The sequence below is a fragment of the Bacteroides fragilis genome, from assembly GCF_019583405.1.
GTDB lineage: Bacteria > Bacteroidota > Bacteroidia > Bacteroidales > Bacteroidaceae > Bacteroides > Bacteroides fragilis_B.
The window spans coordinates 209,142-227,468 of record NZ_SZUU01000005.1 but is presented as its reverse complement, the minus strand read 5'-3'; the positions used below and the strand labels follow the sequence as shown (position 1 = coordinate 227,468).

10 protein-coding genes are annotated in these 18,327 nt (G+C 47.0%); 5 read left to right on the top strand and 5 right to left on the bottom strand.

All coding sequences use genetic code 11. The annotated features are described in order from the left end of the window. Positions 1–10: 10 nt before the first annotated feature. Both FDF36_RS13300 and FDF36_RS13295 read right to left on the bottom strand, forming a co-directional pair. Positions 11–1,825 (bottom strand): glycoside hydrolase family 2 protein, encoded by a 1,815-nt coding sequence (locus FDF36_RS13300; protein ID WP_220391634.1) that lies wholly within the window; start codon positions 1,823–1,825, stop codon positions 11–13. Positions 1,826–1,925: 100 nt separating this feature from the next. Further along, positions 1,926–3,032, bottom strand: a complete 1,107-nt coding sequence (locus FDF36_RS13295; protein ID WP_220391633.1) for a glycoside hydrolase family 43 protein — start codon at positions 3,030–3,032, stop codon at positions 1,926–1,928. Between the two features lie 277 nt (positions 3,033–3,309). On the opposite strand from FDF36_RS13295, the gene FDF36_RS13290 reads away from it, so the two are divergent. From FDF36_RS13290 to FDF36_RS13270, 5 genes are all read left to right on the top strand, one after another. Next, entirely contained in the window at positions 3,310–5,373 is a 2,064-nt protein-coding gene (locus FDF36_RS13290) for a beta-L-arabinofuranosidase domain-containing protein (protein WP_220391632.1), read from the top strand. 36 nt (positions 5,374–5,409) lie between these two features. After that, on the top strand, positions 5,410–7,458 hold the full coding sequence (locus FDF36_RS13285) for a beta-L-arabinofuranosidase domain-containing protein (RefSeq protein WP_220391631.1): 2,049 nt from the start codon (positions 5,410–5,412) through the stop codon (positions 7,456–7,458). 105 nt (positions 7,459–7,563) lie between these two features. Beyond that, a complete protein-coding gene (locus FDF36_RS13280) occupies positions 7,564–9,348 on the top strand; it encodes a glycoside hydrolase family 2 protein (protein ID WP_220391630.1) in 1,785 nt (594 codons plus the stop codon). A gap of 285 nt (positions 9,349–9,633) precedes the next feature. Next, complete coding sequence (locus FDF36_RS13275) at positions 9,634–10,800, top strand: glycoside hydrolase family 76 protein (RefSeq protein WP_220391629.1); 1,167 nt, start codon at positions 9,634–9,636, stop codon at positions 10,798–10,800. A 192-nt stretch (positions 10,801–10,992) separates the two neighbouring features. Further along, positions 10,993–12,069, top strand: coding sequence for a glycoside hydrolase family 43 protein (locus tag FDF36_RS13270; RefSeq protein WP_220391628.1), 1,077 nt, complete (start codon positions 10,993–10,995; stop codon positions 12,067–12,069). 309 nt (positions 12,070–12,378) lie between these two features. On the opposite strand, the gene FDF36_RS13265 is transcribed toward FDF36_RS13270, so the two are convergent. The 3 genes from FDF36_RS13265 to lolB1 form a co-directional block, all read right to left on the bottom strand. After that, positions 12,379–16,368 (bottom strand): hybrid sensor histidine kinase/response regulator transcription factor, encoded by a 3,990-nt coding sequence (locus FDF36_RS13265; RefSeq protein WP_220391627.1) that lies wholly within the window; start codon positions 16,366–16,368, stop codon positions 12,379–12,381. Positions 16,369–16,438: 70 nt separating this feature from the next. Further along, positions 16,439–17,752 carry a murein hydrolase activator EnvC family protein gene (locus FDF36_RS13260; protein ID WP_220391626.1) on the bottom strand — a complete coding sequence of 438 codons (1,314 nt, stop codon included), beginning with the start codon at positions 17,750–17,752 and terminating at the stop codon, positions 16,439–16,441. Then, the gene (gene lolB1 / locus FDF36_RS13255; protein ID WP_409013157.1) at positions 17,749–18,324 is read right to left on the bottom strand and encodes a lipoprotein insertase outer membrane protein LolB1; all 576 of its coding nucleotides are present in this window, start codon (positions 18,322–18,324) and stop codon (positions 17,749–17,751) included. The genes FDF36_RS13260 and lolB1 overlap by 4 nt, the downstream gene beginning before the upstream one ends. Positions 18,325–18,327: the final 3 nt, after the last annotated feature.

Here is an 18,327-nt window from a genome sequence, read left to right as displayed (position 1 = left end):
CCTACTCTAATCACTTATTTAAAGAATTGCATATCTTGGTATTGATAGCCTTCACCTGGGCTTCATTCACCTTAATCACCTTACGGTCATATGTCATCAGTCCGTTCACTTCCATTTCCACATCAGTGGTCTGTGTGTAGACAGCAGCCGAGAAACCTCGCTGAATCAACCGGTACAATTCATTGCCGTACTCAACATATTGTTTCGTTACTTTCTCCGGAGAATTGAACTTTACGTATCCCCAGTTGTGATTCGGTTCCCAAAGGTGTTCGTTTAATGCCAGTCCGATACCACCATATTCACCCAATACAGTAACACGTCCGGCATCATAGAAGTCGAGGGACGGATTGGGATAATGATGCAAATCGAGAATGTCACCGCAAGGGAAGTGATTGCCGCCACTTGCCGGGTTCACCAAGCGTGAAGGATCATACTTCTTTGTCCATGCCGCAATATCTTCGGTCTTGAACTGTCCCCAACGCTCATTGAACGGAACCCATACACCGATGCAAGGATAGTTGTACAGATAATCCATGATCTCTTTCCACTCTTTACGATAAATATGTTCCGACTCTTCACTACGGTTCAGCTCGTTACCCGTGAAGTAATTATACATCTGCCACTCCGGTTCACGGTCGCCGTTCGGCATATCCTGCCATACAATGATACCCAGTTTATCGCAGTGTGTATACCAACGTGCCGGCTCTACCTTCACATGCTTACGGATCATATTGAATCCGAAATCTTTGGTTTTCTGGATGTCATACACCAATGCCTCGTCTGTCGGAGCTGTATACAATCCGTCGGGCCACCATCCTTGATCGAGCGGACCGAACTGGAACACATCTTCATTATTCAGTTGCAGGCGTACAATCCCGTTCTTATCACGGCGGGTAGAATATTTACGCATAGCTGTGTAACTGTCTACTTTATCAGTCACTTTACCGTTGCTCAACAGGGCAATCTGCATAGAATAAAGAGCCGGAGAGGCAGGACTCCACAATTTTGCATCGGCAGGCATCTGAATGTCGATGGTCTGGCCATTCAGTCCTTTTCCGGTAGCAACCAATTGTTTGCCATCGAACACTTTCACTTCAATAACTTCGGAAGGACAACCGGTACTGGTAGCAACATCTACGGTCAGTTTCTTTCGGTCGATATCCGAAGAAGTACGAACATTCGTTATATGACGTTCGGCCACAGGTTCCATCCAAACAGTCTGCCAGATACCTGTCACGGCCGTATACCAGATACCTTCGGGACGGTTCACCTGTTTGCCGCGAGGCTGAGGTCCGCGGTCTGTCGGATCCCATACTTTCACTACGAGCTTATTGTCTCCCTTAGCAGCCAAAGCAGCTGTAATGTCAAGCGAGAAAGGAGTAAATCCGCCGGTATGCTGCCCTACTTTAATATCATTCACCCAAATATCGGCTTTCCAGTCTACAGCACCGAAATTCAGCATCACCTTTTTACCTTTCCAAGTGGCAGGTACAGTGAAGGTACGCTGATACCAGAGTTCCTCATCGGGACTTACTTTCTTACCAACACCTGAAAGGCTGGACTCTACGGCAAAAGGAACCAGGATCTGTCCTTCATAAGCCGAAGGAACGGCTCCCTTTTCTGTGATGGCATAATTCCACAAACCATTGAGGTTTTTCCACTCTCCCCGTTCCATTACCGGACGCGGATACTCGGGCAGTACATTTTCAGGATTCACCTGCTCAGCCCACTTTGTCTTGATTTTGTCTCCTGCCGGTTTCCATTGTGCAAAAGCGGAAGTAGCTATCGACGCTGTCAGAACTGCAATTAAAATGCTCTTTTTCATTGTCTTCAAATTATGTTTAACCTATTGATTACGCAATACGTTCCCCGGGCAGGTAGTCGGCTACCTGTCAAACTAAGGAAAAACGTTCTAAATAACTATTTTATTTCAAGGGAATACCCGAAGGCTTCGGCAAGGCGACTCCTGCACGAACCGGAATCCCTAAATCGGGCATTCCGTTAGCATCCCATCCTATTTTCTGTATCCGCGGATTGCGGGTCTCAGGACTACCGGTATCTCCGTTGGTTACCTGACGGGCATGGTAAATCATATACCACTCCGTGCCATCGGGCGAAGGAACAAACGAGAGACCACCCGGACCGTATACTTCGTTTTCCAACGATTGCTGGAATACCGGAACCGGACTTTTTGTCCAAGAGGCCGGATCGAGCAGATCACTTTCGGCATCGGCAGTCAGCATTCCGATGCAATAATAAGGTGACCATGAACCACTGGCGGCATAATAGAGAATCAATGTCTTATTATCCTTCGAATGGAAGAACTGAGGTCCTTCATTCACATAAATAGGATAAGCCGTACGGCTACCATCCGGATTTACCCACTGGCGTTCCCACTCATATTCGGGTCTGGATATCAAGACACGAGGAGAGTCAAGTGTCCACGGGTCTTTCATCCGGGCAATATAGATACATTGAGTTTCAGCATTGGTTCTTCTCTTGGGCCAACCGGACCAGGCTAAATAACGAACTCCCTTATGTTCGAAAGTAGTGGCTTGTATACCCCAATTCCATTCGGGATTGGTCATAATGCTCCCCTTCATTTCAAATTTACCCTGCATGGGATCGGGAGAAGAGTTTTCAAGTACGTACAACTGATGGTTGTCCGTATTGCCATCATCGGCAGCATAATAAATATACCATTTATCATTTATATAATGAATCTCCGGTGCCCAGAGGTGACAACAATTGGACGGATCTTCCGGACGCCACACCATTTTACAAACAGAGTGAGCCATATCGGTAATGTCAGACGTTTCCCAAAGCAGGATTTTATCTTCTGTCCCATGTGTATAATAATACTTGCCATTATGGAACAGAGCACTCGGATCGGCTCCTTCCGGAAACAAAGGATTTATATATGTATCCTTTGCTGCACTTACCGACCTCTGTTTCTGCCCGCCGTTCTTGTTTCCACAACCGGCGCAGAAGAATAAGGTAGTAATAAATAGCAGGTAGATCTTTGTTTTCATAGCTTTTCGTTATTAAGATGCTACAAAGAAAAAACATTTTCGTTGAATAAAGGGATAAATACTGCTCAATAAACAAAAGAAACTGTTCTTTTTATGCTCCTATTGTTCACTGAACCTGTATTTCACATCTTATTGGTCAGTAATTGCTATTTATTGAATAGTTTGTTTCACACATTTCATGCAGAATTCACAAACTTTGTAGCATGATATCAGACGAAGCTACTGATTTGTATCGAAATAACCCCTAAATAATAACCATAAGTAAAAACACCCAAACATGAAAAAGATGAAAAATCTGAAAGGAGGCCTGGCAGGAATCCTGATTACCGCCGGATTACTGGCAGCATCGTGCACTTCCGATCAATCATCATCGGCAGTAGCTATAGTGAATCGGCCCGACTGTGCACAAACCAACGTAAATTATGTAGGAAACCGCCTGCCACTGAAACCGATGAACTTCATTAAACTACCTGTAGGAAGTATCCAACCCGAAGGATGGTTAAAGAAATATCTGGAACTACAGAAAGATGGACTGACGGGGCATCTGAATGAAATCAGCGCATGGCTGGGTAAGGAGAACAATGCCTGGCTGACCCAAGGAGGAGACCATGGATGGGAAGAGGTTCCCTACTGGCTGAAAGGATATGGAAACCTGGCCTATATATTAAAGGATCAGAAAATGATCGACGAGGCCAAGATATGGCTTGAAGGTGCATTTGCCAGCCAACAGCCTGACGGATATTTCGGTCCTATCAACGAACGAAACGGAAAAAGAGAGTTGTGGGCACAGATGATCATGCTCTGGTGTCTTCAATCCTATTACGAATATTCAAATGATCAACGGGTTATTGACCTGATGACCAATTACTTCAAATGGCAACTGAGTGTACCGGATGAACAGTTTCTGGAAGATTATTGGGAAAACAGCCGTGGCGGGGACAACCTGTTAAGCGTATATTGGCTCTATAACCGTACAGGAGATCAGTTCTTACTGGAACTGGCTGAGAAAATACACCGCAACACAGCAGACTGGACCCGTCCGTCGGCATTGCCAAACTGGCACAACGTGAACATCGCGCAGTGTTTCCGCGAACCGGCTACCTATTATATGATGACGGGAGACTCGACCCTGCTGAAAGCATCTTATAATGTGCACAACCTGATCCGCCGTACTTTCGGACAAGTGCCGGGCGGTATGTTCGGTGCCGATGAAAATGCACGTATGGGATCAATTGACCCGCGCCAGGGAGTAGAAACCTGCGGATTGGTGGAACAGATGGCCTCGGACGAGTTGATGCTGTGTATGACCGGCGATCCTTTTTGGGCAGAACACTGCGAAGAGGTGGCATTCAACAGTTATCCGGCTGCCGTAATGCCGGACTTCAAGGGTTTGCGTTATATCACTTGTCCCAATCAAACTGTCAGTGACTCAAAGAACCATCATCCGGGCATCGACAACCGGGGACCTTTCCTGGCAATGAATCCCTTCAGTAGCCGTTGCTGCCAGCACAATCATGCACAGGGATGGCCTTACTATGCCGAACATCTGATTCTGGCCAGTCCGGATAACGGTGTAGCGGCCGCCATGTATGCCGCCTGCCAAGCAACAGTGAAAGTGGGTGACGGAAACGAAATAAGCCTTCACGAGCAGACGAATTATCCTTTCGAGGAAACCATCCGGTTTACGGTAAATACTCCGAAAGCTGTAAGTTTCCCGTTCTATCTGAGAATCCCTTCATGGACAGAGGGTGCGACTATCTTTGTTAACGGCAAGAAGGTAGCGGCCAACCCCGAAACCGGACAATATGCCTGCATCAATCGCGAATGGAAAGACAATGACCAAGTGGAGATTCAACTGCCGATGCAACTTTCGATGCGTACATGGCAAGTGAACAAAAACAGTGTAAGCGTAGACTACGGTCCGTTGACAATGTCACTGATAATTGACGAAGATTATGTGAAAAAGGACAGCCGCGCTACGGCTATCGGTGACTCTAAATGGCAGAAAGGCGCCGACGCCAGCCAATGGCCGACATACGAGATCTATGCAAAAACTCCTTGGAACTACGCATTGGTACTCGGTAAGAACGAACCTTTGAAAGACTTTAAAGTAGTACGCAAAGAATGGCCGGCAGATAACTTCCCGTTCACCGTAGCAAGTACACCGATTGAAGTAAAAGCCATCGGACGGAAAGTTCCTTCATGGATCATCGACCAATACGATTTGTGCAGCGAACTCCCTGAAATGGATGCACCGAAAGGAGAGAAAGAGGAAATTACACTGATACCGATGGGAGCAGCCAGGCTGCGTGTTTCCGCTTTCCCGAACACCAGAGAATAAAACTTTCTGTACCCAAACATTAATAGAAAAACACTCATGAAGAAAAAGAATACGTTTACATATCTGCTTATCGGACTGAGTCTCTGCTTCTCTTCTTTAGGAAGCGGGCTCCGGGCCGATACCCCCGAAAATTATACCAACAACCGCTATCCGTTGGTGCGCAAGCCTTTTATGGAACTGCCATTGGGCAGTATCAAAGCTAAAGGATGGCTGCAGGAAATGCTGGTCAGGCAGAAAAACGGGGCAACCGGGCAAATGGACAAACTGTATCCGTTAGTGATGGGCGAACGCAACGGTTGGCTCGGCGGCGACGGTGACCAATGGGAAAGAGGACCGTATTGGATTGACGGATTACTTCCACTGGCATATATCCTGGACGATGCACAGCTGAAAGCTAAAGTGCAACCCTGGATAGAATGGGCTTTAAATAGCCAGCGGGAAGACGGATTCTTTGGCCCGGCCAAAGACTATCCGGGAGAAGCCGGCATACAACGGGACAACTCACACGACTGGTGGCCACGCATGGTAATGTTAAAGATACTTCAACAATATTATTCCGCCACCAATGACCAGCGGGTTATCAGGTTCATGACCAACTATTTCCGCTACCAACTGAAAACTTTACCGGAAAAACCACTGGGCAACTGGACCTTTTGGGCAGAATTCCGTGCTTGTGATAATCTTCAGGCTGTGTATTGGCTTTATAATATCACCGGAGATTCGTTCCTCCTTGATCTTGGCAAACTGATCCATAAACAGAGTTTTAGTTTTGTAGACATGGTGAACCGGGGTGACCTGAGACGCATCAACACAATTCATTGCGTCAACCTGGCGCAAGGCATCAAAGAACCTGTCATCTATTATCAACAAGAACCGGACAAAGCATATCTCGATGCAGTGAAACGTGCTTTCAGTGATATTCGCCAGTTTCACGGACAACCTCAGGGTATGTATGGCGGTGACGAAGCTTTGCATGGTAATAATCCAACTCAGGGTTCCGAACTTTGTTCGGCAGTGGAACTGATGTATTCGCTGGAGAAAATGGTAGAGATCACAGGTGATATCGATTTCGCCGACCATCTGGAACGGATTGCATTCAATGCACTGCCTACCCAAATTTCTGACGATTTCATGACGAAACAATATTTCCAGCAAGCCAATCAGGTGATGGTGACACGCCACCGCCGCAACTTCGATCAGGATCATGGAGGAACGGACAACTGTTTCGGACTATTGACAGGATATCCTTGTTGCGCATCGAACATGCACCAAGGATGGCCTAAATTCGCCCAAAACCTCTGGTATGCCACTCCTGACGGCGGACTGGCTGTTACGGCATACGCTCCATCGGAAGTGACGGCCAAAGTAGCGGACGGGTGTACGGTAACTTTCAGTGAAGAAACCTATTATCCGATGGATGACAAAATCAGTTTCTCCCTTCAATCAATGGATAAAAAACGGAAAGAAGTAAACTTCGCTCTCCAATTACGTATCCCGAAATGGTGCAAACAAGCTGGAATATCAGTCAACGGACAACTCCTTCAACATGCCGAAGGAGGCCGGATGGCCATTATCAACCGCAACTGGAAAAAAGGAGACCGGGTAGAACTTCATCTGCCGATGGAAGTCACTGCCAGCACTTGGTATGAAAATTCGGTAACCATTGAACGCGGTCCGTTGGTATTTGCTTTGAAGATGGAAGAAAAATGGGAAAAGAAAAAGTTTGAGGAACCTTGGTATGGTCCGTATTATTATGCAGTGACTCCAACCGAAGCATGGAACTATGGATTGGTTGATTTCAACCGTAACCAAGCGAACGAACATGCCCGTGTAACGATTCATACGGAAAAGCAATCTTCCGTATTCCCTTGGAATAAGGAAAATGCTCCGATAGAAATACGGATGAAAGCAAGGTTGGTACCTTCATGGAAACTTTACAACGAAATGGCAGGGCCTCAACCTTATTCTTTCTGTAGCGGAGGCGAAGGGCCGGAAACAGAAATCACCCTGATTCCTTATGGATGCACTACATTAAGAATAACGGAATTTCCGGTAGTGGGAGCCTCCCGATCGAGAGGTGAATAACCACTCCGAACCATTATAATAATAAACTCAATATTCATACACAAGTCCTCCTTTCTCCCCTACCTGCAAGTGGAGGGGGAAGAAGGACCCAAACACACAATTACAATGAAAAAACTTTTAGCAGCAGCAATGCTATTCATGCTGAACAGCTGGTCCTGTTTCAGTGCAGATACTCCGCGAGCGGAGTATCCCCGTCCACAGTTCGAACGGGAACAATGGGTAAACCTGAACGGGACCTGGACATTCGATTTCGATTTTGGTAAATCAGGAAAAGACCGCCGCCTGCAGTCGGCAGAGAAGTTTGATAAAAACATCACTGTACCCTTCTGCCCGGAAAGTAAACTTTCGGGAGTAGGCTATACCGATTTCATCGAACAGATGTGGTATCAACGCAATATTGCCGTCCCATCGGACTGGAATGGGAAAAAGATATTCCTGAACTTCGGTGCTGTGGACTATTGTGCAGAAATCTACATCGATGGTAAATTCGTACAACGTCATTTTGGCGGTTCGTCTTCGTTTGCCGTAGACCTGACTCGCTATGTAGTACCCGGAAAGACTCACAATCTGGTGGTATTCGTACAAGATGATCTCCGTTCCGGACTACAGACCGGAGGAAAGCAATGCGGTAACTATTATTCGGGAGGCTGCTCTTATACCCGTACTACCGGTATCTGGCAGACTGTATGGATGGAAGCTGTCTCAGCCAATGGTCTGAAGTCGGTATTCGTACGCCCGGACATCGACCAGAAACAGTTGGTCATCGAACCGGAATTTTATAATGAATCGGCCAACACATTGGAAATCACTTTGAAAGACGGAAATAAAACCGTTGCCAAGAAAAGTGTAAATTGTGCCAACAGTTCGGTAGTAGTTCTGCCGGTGAAGAATATGAAGCTATGGTCGCCGGAAGATCCGTTCTTGTACGATCTCATTTATCAGGTAAAGGACGCTAAAGGCAACGTACTGGACGAAGTGAAATCATACGCCGGTATGCGCAAAGTGCACACAGCCAACGGACGTTTCTATCTGAACAACCGACCTTATTTCCAACGCCTGGTACTCGATCAGGGATTCTATCCGGAAGGTATCTGGACAGCTCCGAGCGATGAAGACCTGAAGAATGACATCGTACTGGGAAAAGAAGCCGGTTTCAACGGGGCACGTCTTCACCAGAAAGTATTTGAAGAGAGATATTATTACTGGGCCGACAAGTTAGGCTACATCACTTGGGGAGAATCGGCAAGCTGGATGCTGGATGTAAACAAGGAGCTGGCTGCACGCAACTTCTTGGGTGAATGGAGTGAAGTAGTGGTTCGTGACCGCAATCATCCCTCACTCGTAACCTGGACTCCTTTCAATGAAACTTGGGGTGGCGGTCCAGATGCTTATGTCCGTCTGGTACGTGACGTATACAACATTACCAAAGCTATCGACCCGACTCGTCCGGTAAACGATGCCAGTGGTGATAACCATGTGATAACAGATATCTGGAGCGTACACAACTACGAACAGGATCGTGCCAAACTGACTGAACAGCTAAAAATGGAAGAAGGCAAAGAGCCTTATCGTAATGCACGCGACAAAGACTTTCTGGCTGTTTACGAAGGACAACCTTACATGGTTGACGAGTTCGGAGGTATCCCCTGGATGGCAGAGAAAGACCGGAAAAATTCATGGGGATACGGAGGCATGCCGGAAAATGCAGAAGCATTCTACAAACGTCTGGAAGGTCAGATCGATGCCTTTATCGACTCACCGCACGTGACGGGATTCTGCTATACACAGCTGACCGACGTGGAACAGGAGAAGAACGGTATCTACTATTACGACCGTACTCCCAAACTGGATATGAAACGGATCAAAGCTATCTTCGAGAAAATAAAGTAAAGAAGGGAGCCTCGCGCCCGGGGATGTACCAAAACTCACCACAGAGGATACAGGGTAACACAGAGTGACTTCTAAGTCACGAATGGTCAACATGAATAACCTGTGTTGCCTGTGGTGAAAAGGTCCTTGCACCCCGGGAAGCTCTCGACTGCAATCTACAATTTTACTGTTTATGCGAATCAGTAGTTGAGTTATTGTCGAGTCGCACAGCCCGCTCACCGGATTAACCCCTGTGAACGCCGTGCCACCTGCCCAACCACCGATCGCCATTATTTGAATATAAATATGAGAAAATCATTCATTGCCCTCACCTTCTTGCTGGTTCCTGCCTGTTTATCGGCACAGTTGGGAGGTAAAATCTACCTTCAGAGAGCCGATTCACTCCTCCAACGGGTACTGTCTCTCTATGAGGTAAAAAAGTATGGATTGCTGATGGAAACTTATCCACAAAATCCGAATCAACAGATCACGTATACAGCCAACACCGGCTCAGAAGTTACCCAACAAGAAGTATCTTTCCTGTGGCCTTATTCGGCAATGGTGTCAGGCTGTGTATCGCTCTATAAAACATCCGGCGACAAAAAGTACAAGAAACTGATGGACAAGCAGATCAAGCCCGGACTCGACTTGTACTGGGATACTACCCGCCAACCGGAGTGTTATCAGTCTTATCCCGCCTTTGCCGGCCAGAATGACCGTTACTACGACGACAATGATTGGGTAGCGATTGACTTCTGCGACTATTACGCAGCCACAAAGAATAAGGAATACCTGAAGAAAGCCATTGCCTTGCACGATTACATCTATTCCGGATGGTCGGATGATCTGGGAGGCGGTATCTACTGGTGCGAACAGAAAAAGGAATCAAAGAATACTTGTTCGAATGCTCCTGCAACAGTTCTCTGCATGAAGCTCTACAAGCTGACCAAAGAGAAAAAATACCTCGACCAAGCCAAGGCAACTTACCAGTGGACACGTGATAACCTCCGTGACCCGTCTGATTTTGTCTACTGGGACAATAAAAATCTGCAAGGAAAAATCGGTTATGCCAAATATACGTACAACAGCGGACAGATGATCCAAGCAGGCGTACTGCTCTATCAGGCTACCGGAGACGAACAGTACCTGAAAGACGCACAGCAGACGGCCAAAGGTGCCTGCCGGCATTTCCTGAAACCGCAGCCTACGGTAAAAGGGGAAATGAAGTTCTTTCCGTCAAGTCCGTGGTTCAACGTCATCCTCTTCCGCGGCTTGAAAGCTCTTTACGAGGTTGATAAAGATGATACTTACGTGAAAGCCATGATAGACAATGCGGACTATGCCTGGCAGTATACCCGTGACGAAAACGGATTGCTGAACAACGACTGGTCGGGCAACCGTAAAGACAAGTTCAAAAGCTTGCTGGAAAACTCCTGCATGATTGAGCTGTATTCGGAAATCAGCGAGCTCTGACGCCATCGGCCCACCACAGAGTTCCACAAAGTTTTAATCTCTTGTTTAACTAAGAAATAGATTCCCTGTGGAACTCTGTGCCCTCCGCGTGGTCGACCGATTCACGTTAAAATAGCCTAAACTTGCCCCTCTCCGCCTTCAGCCCCCTCAAAAGGTATTTATATTTGTAACGTTGTTGTAAACCCCAAGCCTATGAAACTCATACATATCCCATTGCTCTTGCTGGCACTCATCTGCTGTCCGGCTTGTCAAAACAAAAAGGCTCCCGCATCCAAGGAGGTCCCTTCCGGAGCCACCTATACCAACCCCCTACTGCCCGTGGGAGCAGAACCATGGGCTGTTTTTCACGAAGGTAAATATTACTATACACAAGGAGCCGAGAATAAAATCATCCTTTGGGAAACGAATGATATCACCGATCTGGAACATGCAACCCGAAAAGAGGTGTGGATACCGAAGGAAATGTCCAGTTCGTATCACCTTTGGGGACCTGAAATACACCGGATTGACGGAAAATGGTACGTATACTTCGCCGCGGACGACGGCAATATGGATAATCACCACATCTATGTGATCGAAAATGTCTCAGCCAACCCGCTGGAGGGTGAGTTTGTGATGAAAGGGCGGATCAAAACGGACAAAGACGATAACTGGGCAATCCATGCCAGTACGTTTGAGCACCGAGGAGAACGTTACCTCATCTGGTGCGGATGGCCCAAACGACGGATCGAGGCCGAAACCCAATGCATCTACATAGCCAAGATGGAGAATCCATGGACACTCTCGTCGGACAGAGTGATGATTTCGGAACCGGAGTATGAATGGGAACGTCAATGGATTTCGCCCGACGGCAGTAAAACGGCCTATCCGATCCACGTCAACGAAGCCCCACAGTTCTTTGAGCCGAAAAACAAGGACAAAGTGTTGATATACTACTGTGCAAGCGGAAGTTGGACCCCTTATTACTGCATCGGACGGCTGAGTGCCGATGCCGGCAGCGACCTGACAGACGCCGCATCGTGGAAGAAGCTGGACACGCCTGTCTTTGAACAACAACCCGAAGACAGTGTCTTCGGACCGGGCAGCCCTTCTTTCGTACCTTCGCCGGACGGAAAGGAATGGTATATGCTTTATCATGCCCGAAGAATCCCGAATGACGCTCCGGGCGCAACAGACTCACGCAGTCCCCGCCTGCAAAAAATAAGCTGGGATACCGATGGAATGCCTCTCCTGGGAAAACCTCGCAAAGAAGGGATCAATGAGAAGTGAAAGACACCTCTCCGGCCGGTATTTAATTTATAAAAATTAAGAATCATCCCGACTTCTATCTATAAAAGCGGAACAGGGGATACCGCTACTCCCCGCTCCGCCCCGATCACTCTTTCTCTCTCCAAAACGCCCTAAAGCACCTTTCTGAAGGATTCGGATTTACGCATAGACGAAAATAAATCTGCGTATATGCGCAGACTTACCGCGCGTACACATAAATCCTCCCCTCTCCGGGAAGGCTCCGAAAGGCCGGACCAAGCCATCTTTCAGCAAATATTTTCGTAAAATAGTATTCATCGCAGAAGATGATCAATGATAATCCTTGGGCAACACTCCAAACTGAATCTTAAAGCATTTGGCAAAATAAGACGAAGAACTGAAACCAATCTGCTCACACACGTCGGTAATGCGTACCCCGTTTTTCAATAACTCGGCAGCCTTGTTCAAGCGAATCGTCTTCAGATAGTCATTGGGCGGCATGCCGGCCAGTGCCTTTATCTTGCGATAAAAGTTGGAACGGCTCATATTGAGGGACTCCGCCAATGTGTCGACAGAGAAATGCTCATCAGAGAGCTGCGCCTCGACGGCTGCCCGCACTTTAGCCATCAGTTCGCAATCTTTCTGCGAAACGGAATATTCTACGAGACTGACGGGCGAAGCTCCACTGTTGCCGGACAATTCGGTCATCATTTTATGGAACGACTGGCGCAACTTCAGCAGGTTTTCAATCTGTTTGTGCAACTGGCGGATGGAGAACGGCTTTTCGATATACACGTCCGCTCCATACTCAAAACCTTCAACCTTAGCTTCCAACGTAGTTTTTGCCGTCAGCAGGATGACAGGAATATGGGAGTATTCAATATCTGTCTTGACTTTAGCCGTCAACTCCAAACCATTCATCTCAGGCATCATCACGTCGCTGACAATCACGTCTACCGTTTCATTGGCAAGCACTTCAAGCGCCTGCCGGCCGTTCTGGGCTTTCAAGACTTTAAACCAGGTGCTCAGTGACTCCCGCGTCAGATTCAACAGATCTACGTTATCTTCTACCAGCAGGATGGTAAACTTACTGCCCGGCACCTCGGAAACCGATTCTTCGGCAATCGGATTCTGGCTTTCCGGCATCAGCACCTCGGGCTCTTCAGAAACCACCTCCTCGCCCCAAGGCAAAGTGAGCACGAAAGAAGAACCGCCATATACGCTGTCCTCGAGACTTAAGGTACCATGATGGGCTTCAGCCAATGACTTGGAGAAGGCCAGTCCGATGCCTGTGCCAACCGCACCCGATTTACCGTCCTTTACCTGATAGAAGGCCTCAAACACTTTCTGCTTCTCAGCATCCGGAATACCTGGACCATCATCACTCACCGAAACCCGAAAACCCTCACCGGAAGATACCAATTTAATATCGATACGGCTTTGGGCATATTTCACCGCATTACCTATCAGGTTGACAATAATCTTGCAAACCTTTTCGCGATCCACCGAGGCAAAAATCTCACCTTCCGGCAGATCAAGCACCACCGAGATGCCTTTCAGTTCGGCAGGACTTGTGAATTGCCCATGAACATCGCTTACCAACTGATTGATATCGCACTTCTTCAAATTCAACTGTACTCCGCCGTTCTCCATCTTCTGAAAATCGAGCAGTTGATTGGTGACCCCCAAAAGGTAATTAACATTCCGGTCGATCACCGACAAGTACTTGGCATCCCGTCCTTCCCGCTTATCCTCCAGCAATTTTTCAAGAGGAAGACGGATCAGGCTCAACGGGGTACGGATCTCGTGTACCAGATTGATAAAGAAACTAATCTTTGATTTATAGACTTCTTTCTCCTTTGCAGTCTGATACTCTTCCATCCGGTGTTTGTACTTCTTCTTCACATATCGGTTCCATCGCCAGCCTGCATAATAGGCAAGTCCGATCAGAAGAAGCGTATAGATGCAGTATGCCCATGTAGTCAGCCACCATGGAGGCGTGATTACAATCAGAAGAGAGGTAGTCTGATCGTTCCACCTATGATCATTATTCGAACCTCTTACTTCGAAAACATATTTACCCGGAGGCAAATTAGTGTAAGAAGCCGTATTCAGTTCTGAATTGACCACCCACTCTTTGTCCACCCCTTTCAAGCGGTAGGAATAACGGTTCTTCAACGGATCTTCATAACTCAAGGCAACGAAGCTAACCGAGAAAGTATTATATTCGTAAGGCAACGTAATGGTCTTGGCACGATAAAGAGGCTCTTCCAGATGAAGAATATCCTGTACCACCCGTTCATCTGTCGTATAGGGCAGACGTATTTCGGTGATATATACAGAAGGGATGTACTGGTTATCCATGAACTGGTCGGGAACGAAAGAATTGAACCCACTGATTCCGCCGAAATAGAGTTTGCCACTTGTCGTCTTCAAGGATGACTGGGCAGTGAACTGGTTACCTTGCAGACCGTCATTGACCGTGAACTGGCGGAAATGCTGCTTGGTGATCGGGTTAATCGTTATCAGTCCCGCATTGCTTGATATCCAGAAATCGCCCGTCTTATCCTGCTCAATGGAGTAGATGACCCGATTGGGCAATATGGTATTGTCCGGATCAAAGTCAACAAATGTCTCCGTCTTCGGATCGAATGAACAAAGCCCTCCACCGTTCGTACCAACCCACATGGTACCTTTCAGGTCCTCAAACAGTGTAATCACGGAATTGTTGGTAATGGTAGTCGAATCATTCCTTTCGTGCTGGAAATGTTTCCAGTGTCCGTTCCGTGTGTTAAAGCGGAACACCCCACTGTTGGACGTGCCAATCCACAAATTGTCATACATGTCCTCCAGAATATCGACCACAGATACCATCGATCCTACCGTAGTGATGGTTGAAAAGTTATCTTCCTGAGGATTGTAACGGCACAGGCCCCAACTGGTCCCGACAAAAATATCTCCGCTACGGTCTTTGTAGACAGCCAAAACATCGTCACTGCAAATCGTGTTCGGGGTGTCCTGCAGATGATTATACGACTTCACATGCCCGGTCCGGAGATCGAGTACCTTCAAGCCTTCGGCATAAGTGCCTATCCACAAACGGTCACCATCCAGCAACAAAGAGCGTATGTCATATTTTTTATCCGCTCTCCCACCGATCGGATAAGCGGTCAACTGATGAGTGGACACGTCGAAGAAGCATAAACCGTCGCGGGTACCCACCCAGATATTTCCGGCAGCATTCTCACAAAAAGGGCCTACCACCTTCCCGGCAGTTACTCCCCCATCCCGGTAGACAGGAGGATAATAGTCGAATCTTTTGGTAGGCTTAGCCAGATAATTTACTCCTCCGAGATTAGTCAGCACCCAAATTCCCCCTTCTGCATCACGCATCATAGCATTGATCGACTGGTCACTCAAGCTTCTGGGATCTGATGGGTTATCGATCCGCGAAAAAGTCTTATCACGCAAATCAAAAAGGTAAAGCCCGTTGTCAGTACCTACCAGAAGTTCTATTTCCGAATAACTTAACAGACAACGAATAACACCAAAATTCAGATGGGAAGCATTATAACAGTCCAATTTTCCGGTGCGCTCGTTCAGACAATACAGCAGATTGCTTCCGGCTCCGAACCAGATATCGCTGCGAATATCAAGTAAACAGTTAATACGGTAATTATCGGGATTATTCCCCACGGATATAAGAGGATAAGATTGCAGAAATTTGCCGTTCTCATCGAAACAAAGCAGACCTTCTTGTAAGGAAGAAGCATAAATGTGGCGGGAGTTACTTTCACAGACATCCCATATAAAAGAAGTCTGAAGGCTGTTTTGTGTCAACACATCGGTCTTGGGATCATAGATAAACAATCCCTGTCCTAAAGTGGCAATCCAGATTAATCCGCTCTCGGTCTTTATAATTTTCTTAATCTCACTGCTGATAAAGACTCCATACCGGGTTTTCTTGTCGAAATTGGTGAAACGATCATGTTCCCGGTCATAGATATAAAGTCCCCAATTGGTTCCGACCCAAATGTTCTGGTTCTCTTCCTCAAAAAGCGCCTGCACAAAGTTATTCTCTAACGAAAATTTATCATTCAGGATATTTCTGTAAACCTTGTTGCCTCGCCCGTCATAACAATTTAAACCGTCGCTCGTGCCCAGCCAGATAAAACCATAGCTGTCTTGCATGGCACACCAGACTGTGTTATGTGATAATCCGTCTTCTACCTGATACTTCTTAAAAGAGAAATAGGAGAATGCCTGCAACGGTGTTATCCCAAAAGCAAATAAAGTAATTAGTAGAGTGATGATTCGCATGTGTTGTATTCATTTAAGATTAAAAAAACGACTTGTTGTTATGTATGTGCCTATTTACCCAATGAAAGCGTCACCGGTTCAACCACGGTTCGGGGTTCAGCTTATCCCTCTCTCTGCGCAGTTGGAAATGTAAGACAGTCCGTCCATTGTCACTACCGTCTGAGAAAATCGGACCGATAGCCTGCTTGGTGGTTACCGTATCACCGGATTTCACAGAAGCAGACGAGAGGTTACAATATACCGAAATGTAATCCCCGTGACGTATGAGTACATTAAAAAGCCCATTCAACTGGAACACGGCTGCTACTTTACCATCAAAGATAGCACGTGCCTGTGCACCCGGCTTGCCTTGTATATCAATTCCTTTATTATCAAGTTTCACATTACGTAATCCTTCCACGGCATATTGTCCGTAATGGCTGGTAATGATGTAAGGACCTGTGATAGGCATCGGCAGTTTGCCCCGGTTACTCACAAAATTACCCGAAAGTTCCCGGTCGGCCTTACTCATAGTGAAACTTTCCAAAGGCGCCGCCTTTTTCTTTGCCGGAGCAGTGCCACTTCCCGTTGAGGAGGTCTTGTCCTCTTTGGCAGCCGCTTTCCGGCGGGCGGCTGCTTCCCGGCGAGCTTCTTCTTCGGCACGCTTGCGGGCACGCTCTATCTCTTCTGCGATCAGCTTGTCGATTTTTGCATTCAGCTGGTTAGCCTCACGCCGTTTTTTATTAATTTCGCTTTGCAGCCCTTTCTGTTTCTTCTGAAGGTTAGCCACCATCTCACGTTTCTCTTTCTCCTGTGCTTCCAGTTTAGCCTTTTCGCTCTCCCGTTCCCGCAACAGGTTTTCTTTAGCGGCTTTCACCTGCTGAAGCTCTTTCTTCTTACGGTTCACCTGTTCCTGCTTCTTCAGGATCTCTTCTCCCTGCAGACGTTGATAAGTAGCATATTCTCTCACATAACGGAGGCGCCGGTAAGTCTGTCCAAGGCTTTTGGCAGAAAAGATAAACATCAGTTTCTCTTCAACCGATTTATTCTTATACAAGTACTGCACGGATGACTCATATTTCTTCTTTTTATCTTTCAGGTCACGCTGAAGCCCTCTGAGCTGACGCTCCAATCCGGAGATTTCTTTACCGACAGTCTCTACGTCATTGTTCATGGCAATGATATAGCGCTTTCTCTCCTCTATCTGTCCGGTAAGGGCAGCAAGCCCGTTCAACTGGCTACCTACATCTTTCTTCGTATTCTTCAGCAATGACTCAGTCTCCGCAATCTGTTGTTGCAAGGCACCACGCTTACTCTCCAGCTCCTTAATCAGTTTATTGGACTGAGCTGAAACAACAGTTGTCAAACAGAGACAGCTTACCAGAATCAAAAGAAAGCGGTTCATAGTTTCATCAGCATTTTTAACAAGTCTTCTAATGCCACCTGAGTATACCTGGATGATACCTCGGTGGGGATTAATTCAAATTCGGCGGTCGAAAAATCAGACAGTCTCACTTTGGCTTTCTCCAAAGAAGGAATCCCCAGTTCACGTCCTGTAAGCTCGTTCTTCTCTCCCGGAAGGGAAGCTTTGAACAAAAGTTTCTCTAACCGGTCGAAATCGGCATTCTCAGGCAATAACTCTTTCAGTTCATCACGGGTTGCCCGTACATAACGTTTATTCATACGGTCTATCAGCAATACTTCATCCGGAGTGACCTCCATGCGCATTACTTCCGAACGGAACACCGGCATCAGGACAGACAGCTGAATCCGTTCGCCACTTTTCATTTTCATACTGCCACTTACAGTAATACTGCCGTTTTTGTTAGGCACTGTCAGCTGCAGCTTAGACGAAAGGTAAGCCGGTTCCACCGGTGCGGTCTTGACAACCTTCGATGTTTTACAACCCGCAAGCAGCATTACCAAAAGTAGTAAAGGCAGCAGGTATGACTGTCTGATAACAGATTTCTTAAACATACA

What these genes read in the sequence shown, in the direction of transcription:
- FDF36_RS13290 (WP_220391632.1), top strand. Translation starts at nt 3,310, where the DNA reads ATGAAAAAGATGAAAAATCTGAAAGGAGGCCTGGCAGGAATCCTGATT.
- FDF36_RS13280 (WP_220391630.1), top strand. Translation starts at nt 7,564, where the DNA reads ATGAAAAAACTTTTAGCAGCAGCAATGCTATTCATGCTGAACAGCTGG.
- FDF36_RS13265 (WP_220391627.1), bottom strand. Translation starts at nt 16,368, where the DNA reads ATGCGAATCATCACTCTACTAATTACTTTATTTGCTTTTGGGATAACA.
- FDF36_RS13295 (WP_220391633.1), bottom strand. Translation starts at nt 3,032, where the DNA reads ATGAAAACAAAGATCTACCTGCTATTTATTACTACCTTATTCTTCTGC.
- FDF36_RS13300 (WP_220391634.1), bottom strand. Translation starts at nt 1,825, where the DNA reads ATGAAAAAGAGCATTTTAATTGCAGTTCTGACAGCGTCGATAGCTACT.
- FDF36_RS13270 (WP_220391628.1), top strand. Translation starts at nt 10,993, where the DNA reads ATGAAACTCATACATATCCCATTGCTCTTGCTGGCACTCATCTGCTGT.
- lolB1 (WP_409013157.1), bottom strand. Translation starts at nt 18,324, where the DNA reads ATGTTTAAGAAATCTGTTATCAGACAGTCATACCTGCTGCCTTTACTA.
- FDF36_RS13285 (WP_220391631.1), top strand. Translation starts at nt 5,410, where the DNA reads ATGAAGAAAAAGAATACGTTTACATATCTGCTTATCGGACTGAGTCTC.
- FDF36_RS13275 (WP_220391629.1), top strand. Translation starts at nt 9,634, where the DNA reads ATGAGAAAATCATTCATTGCCCTCACCTTCTTGCTGGTTCCTGCCTGT.
- FDF36_RS13260 (WP_220391626.1), bottom strand. Translation starts at nt 17,752, where the DNA reads ATGAACCGCTTTCTTTTGATTCTGGTAAGCTGTCTCTGTTTGACAACT.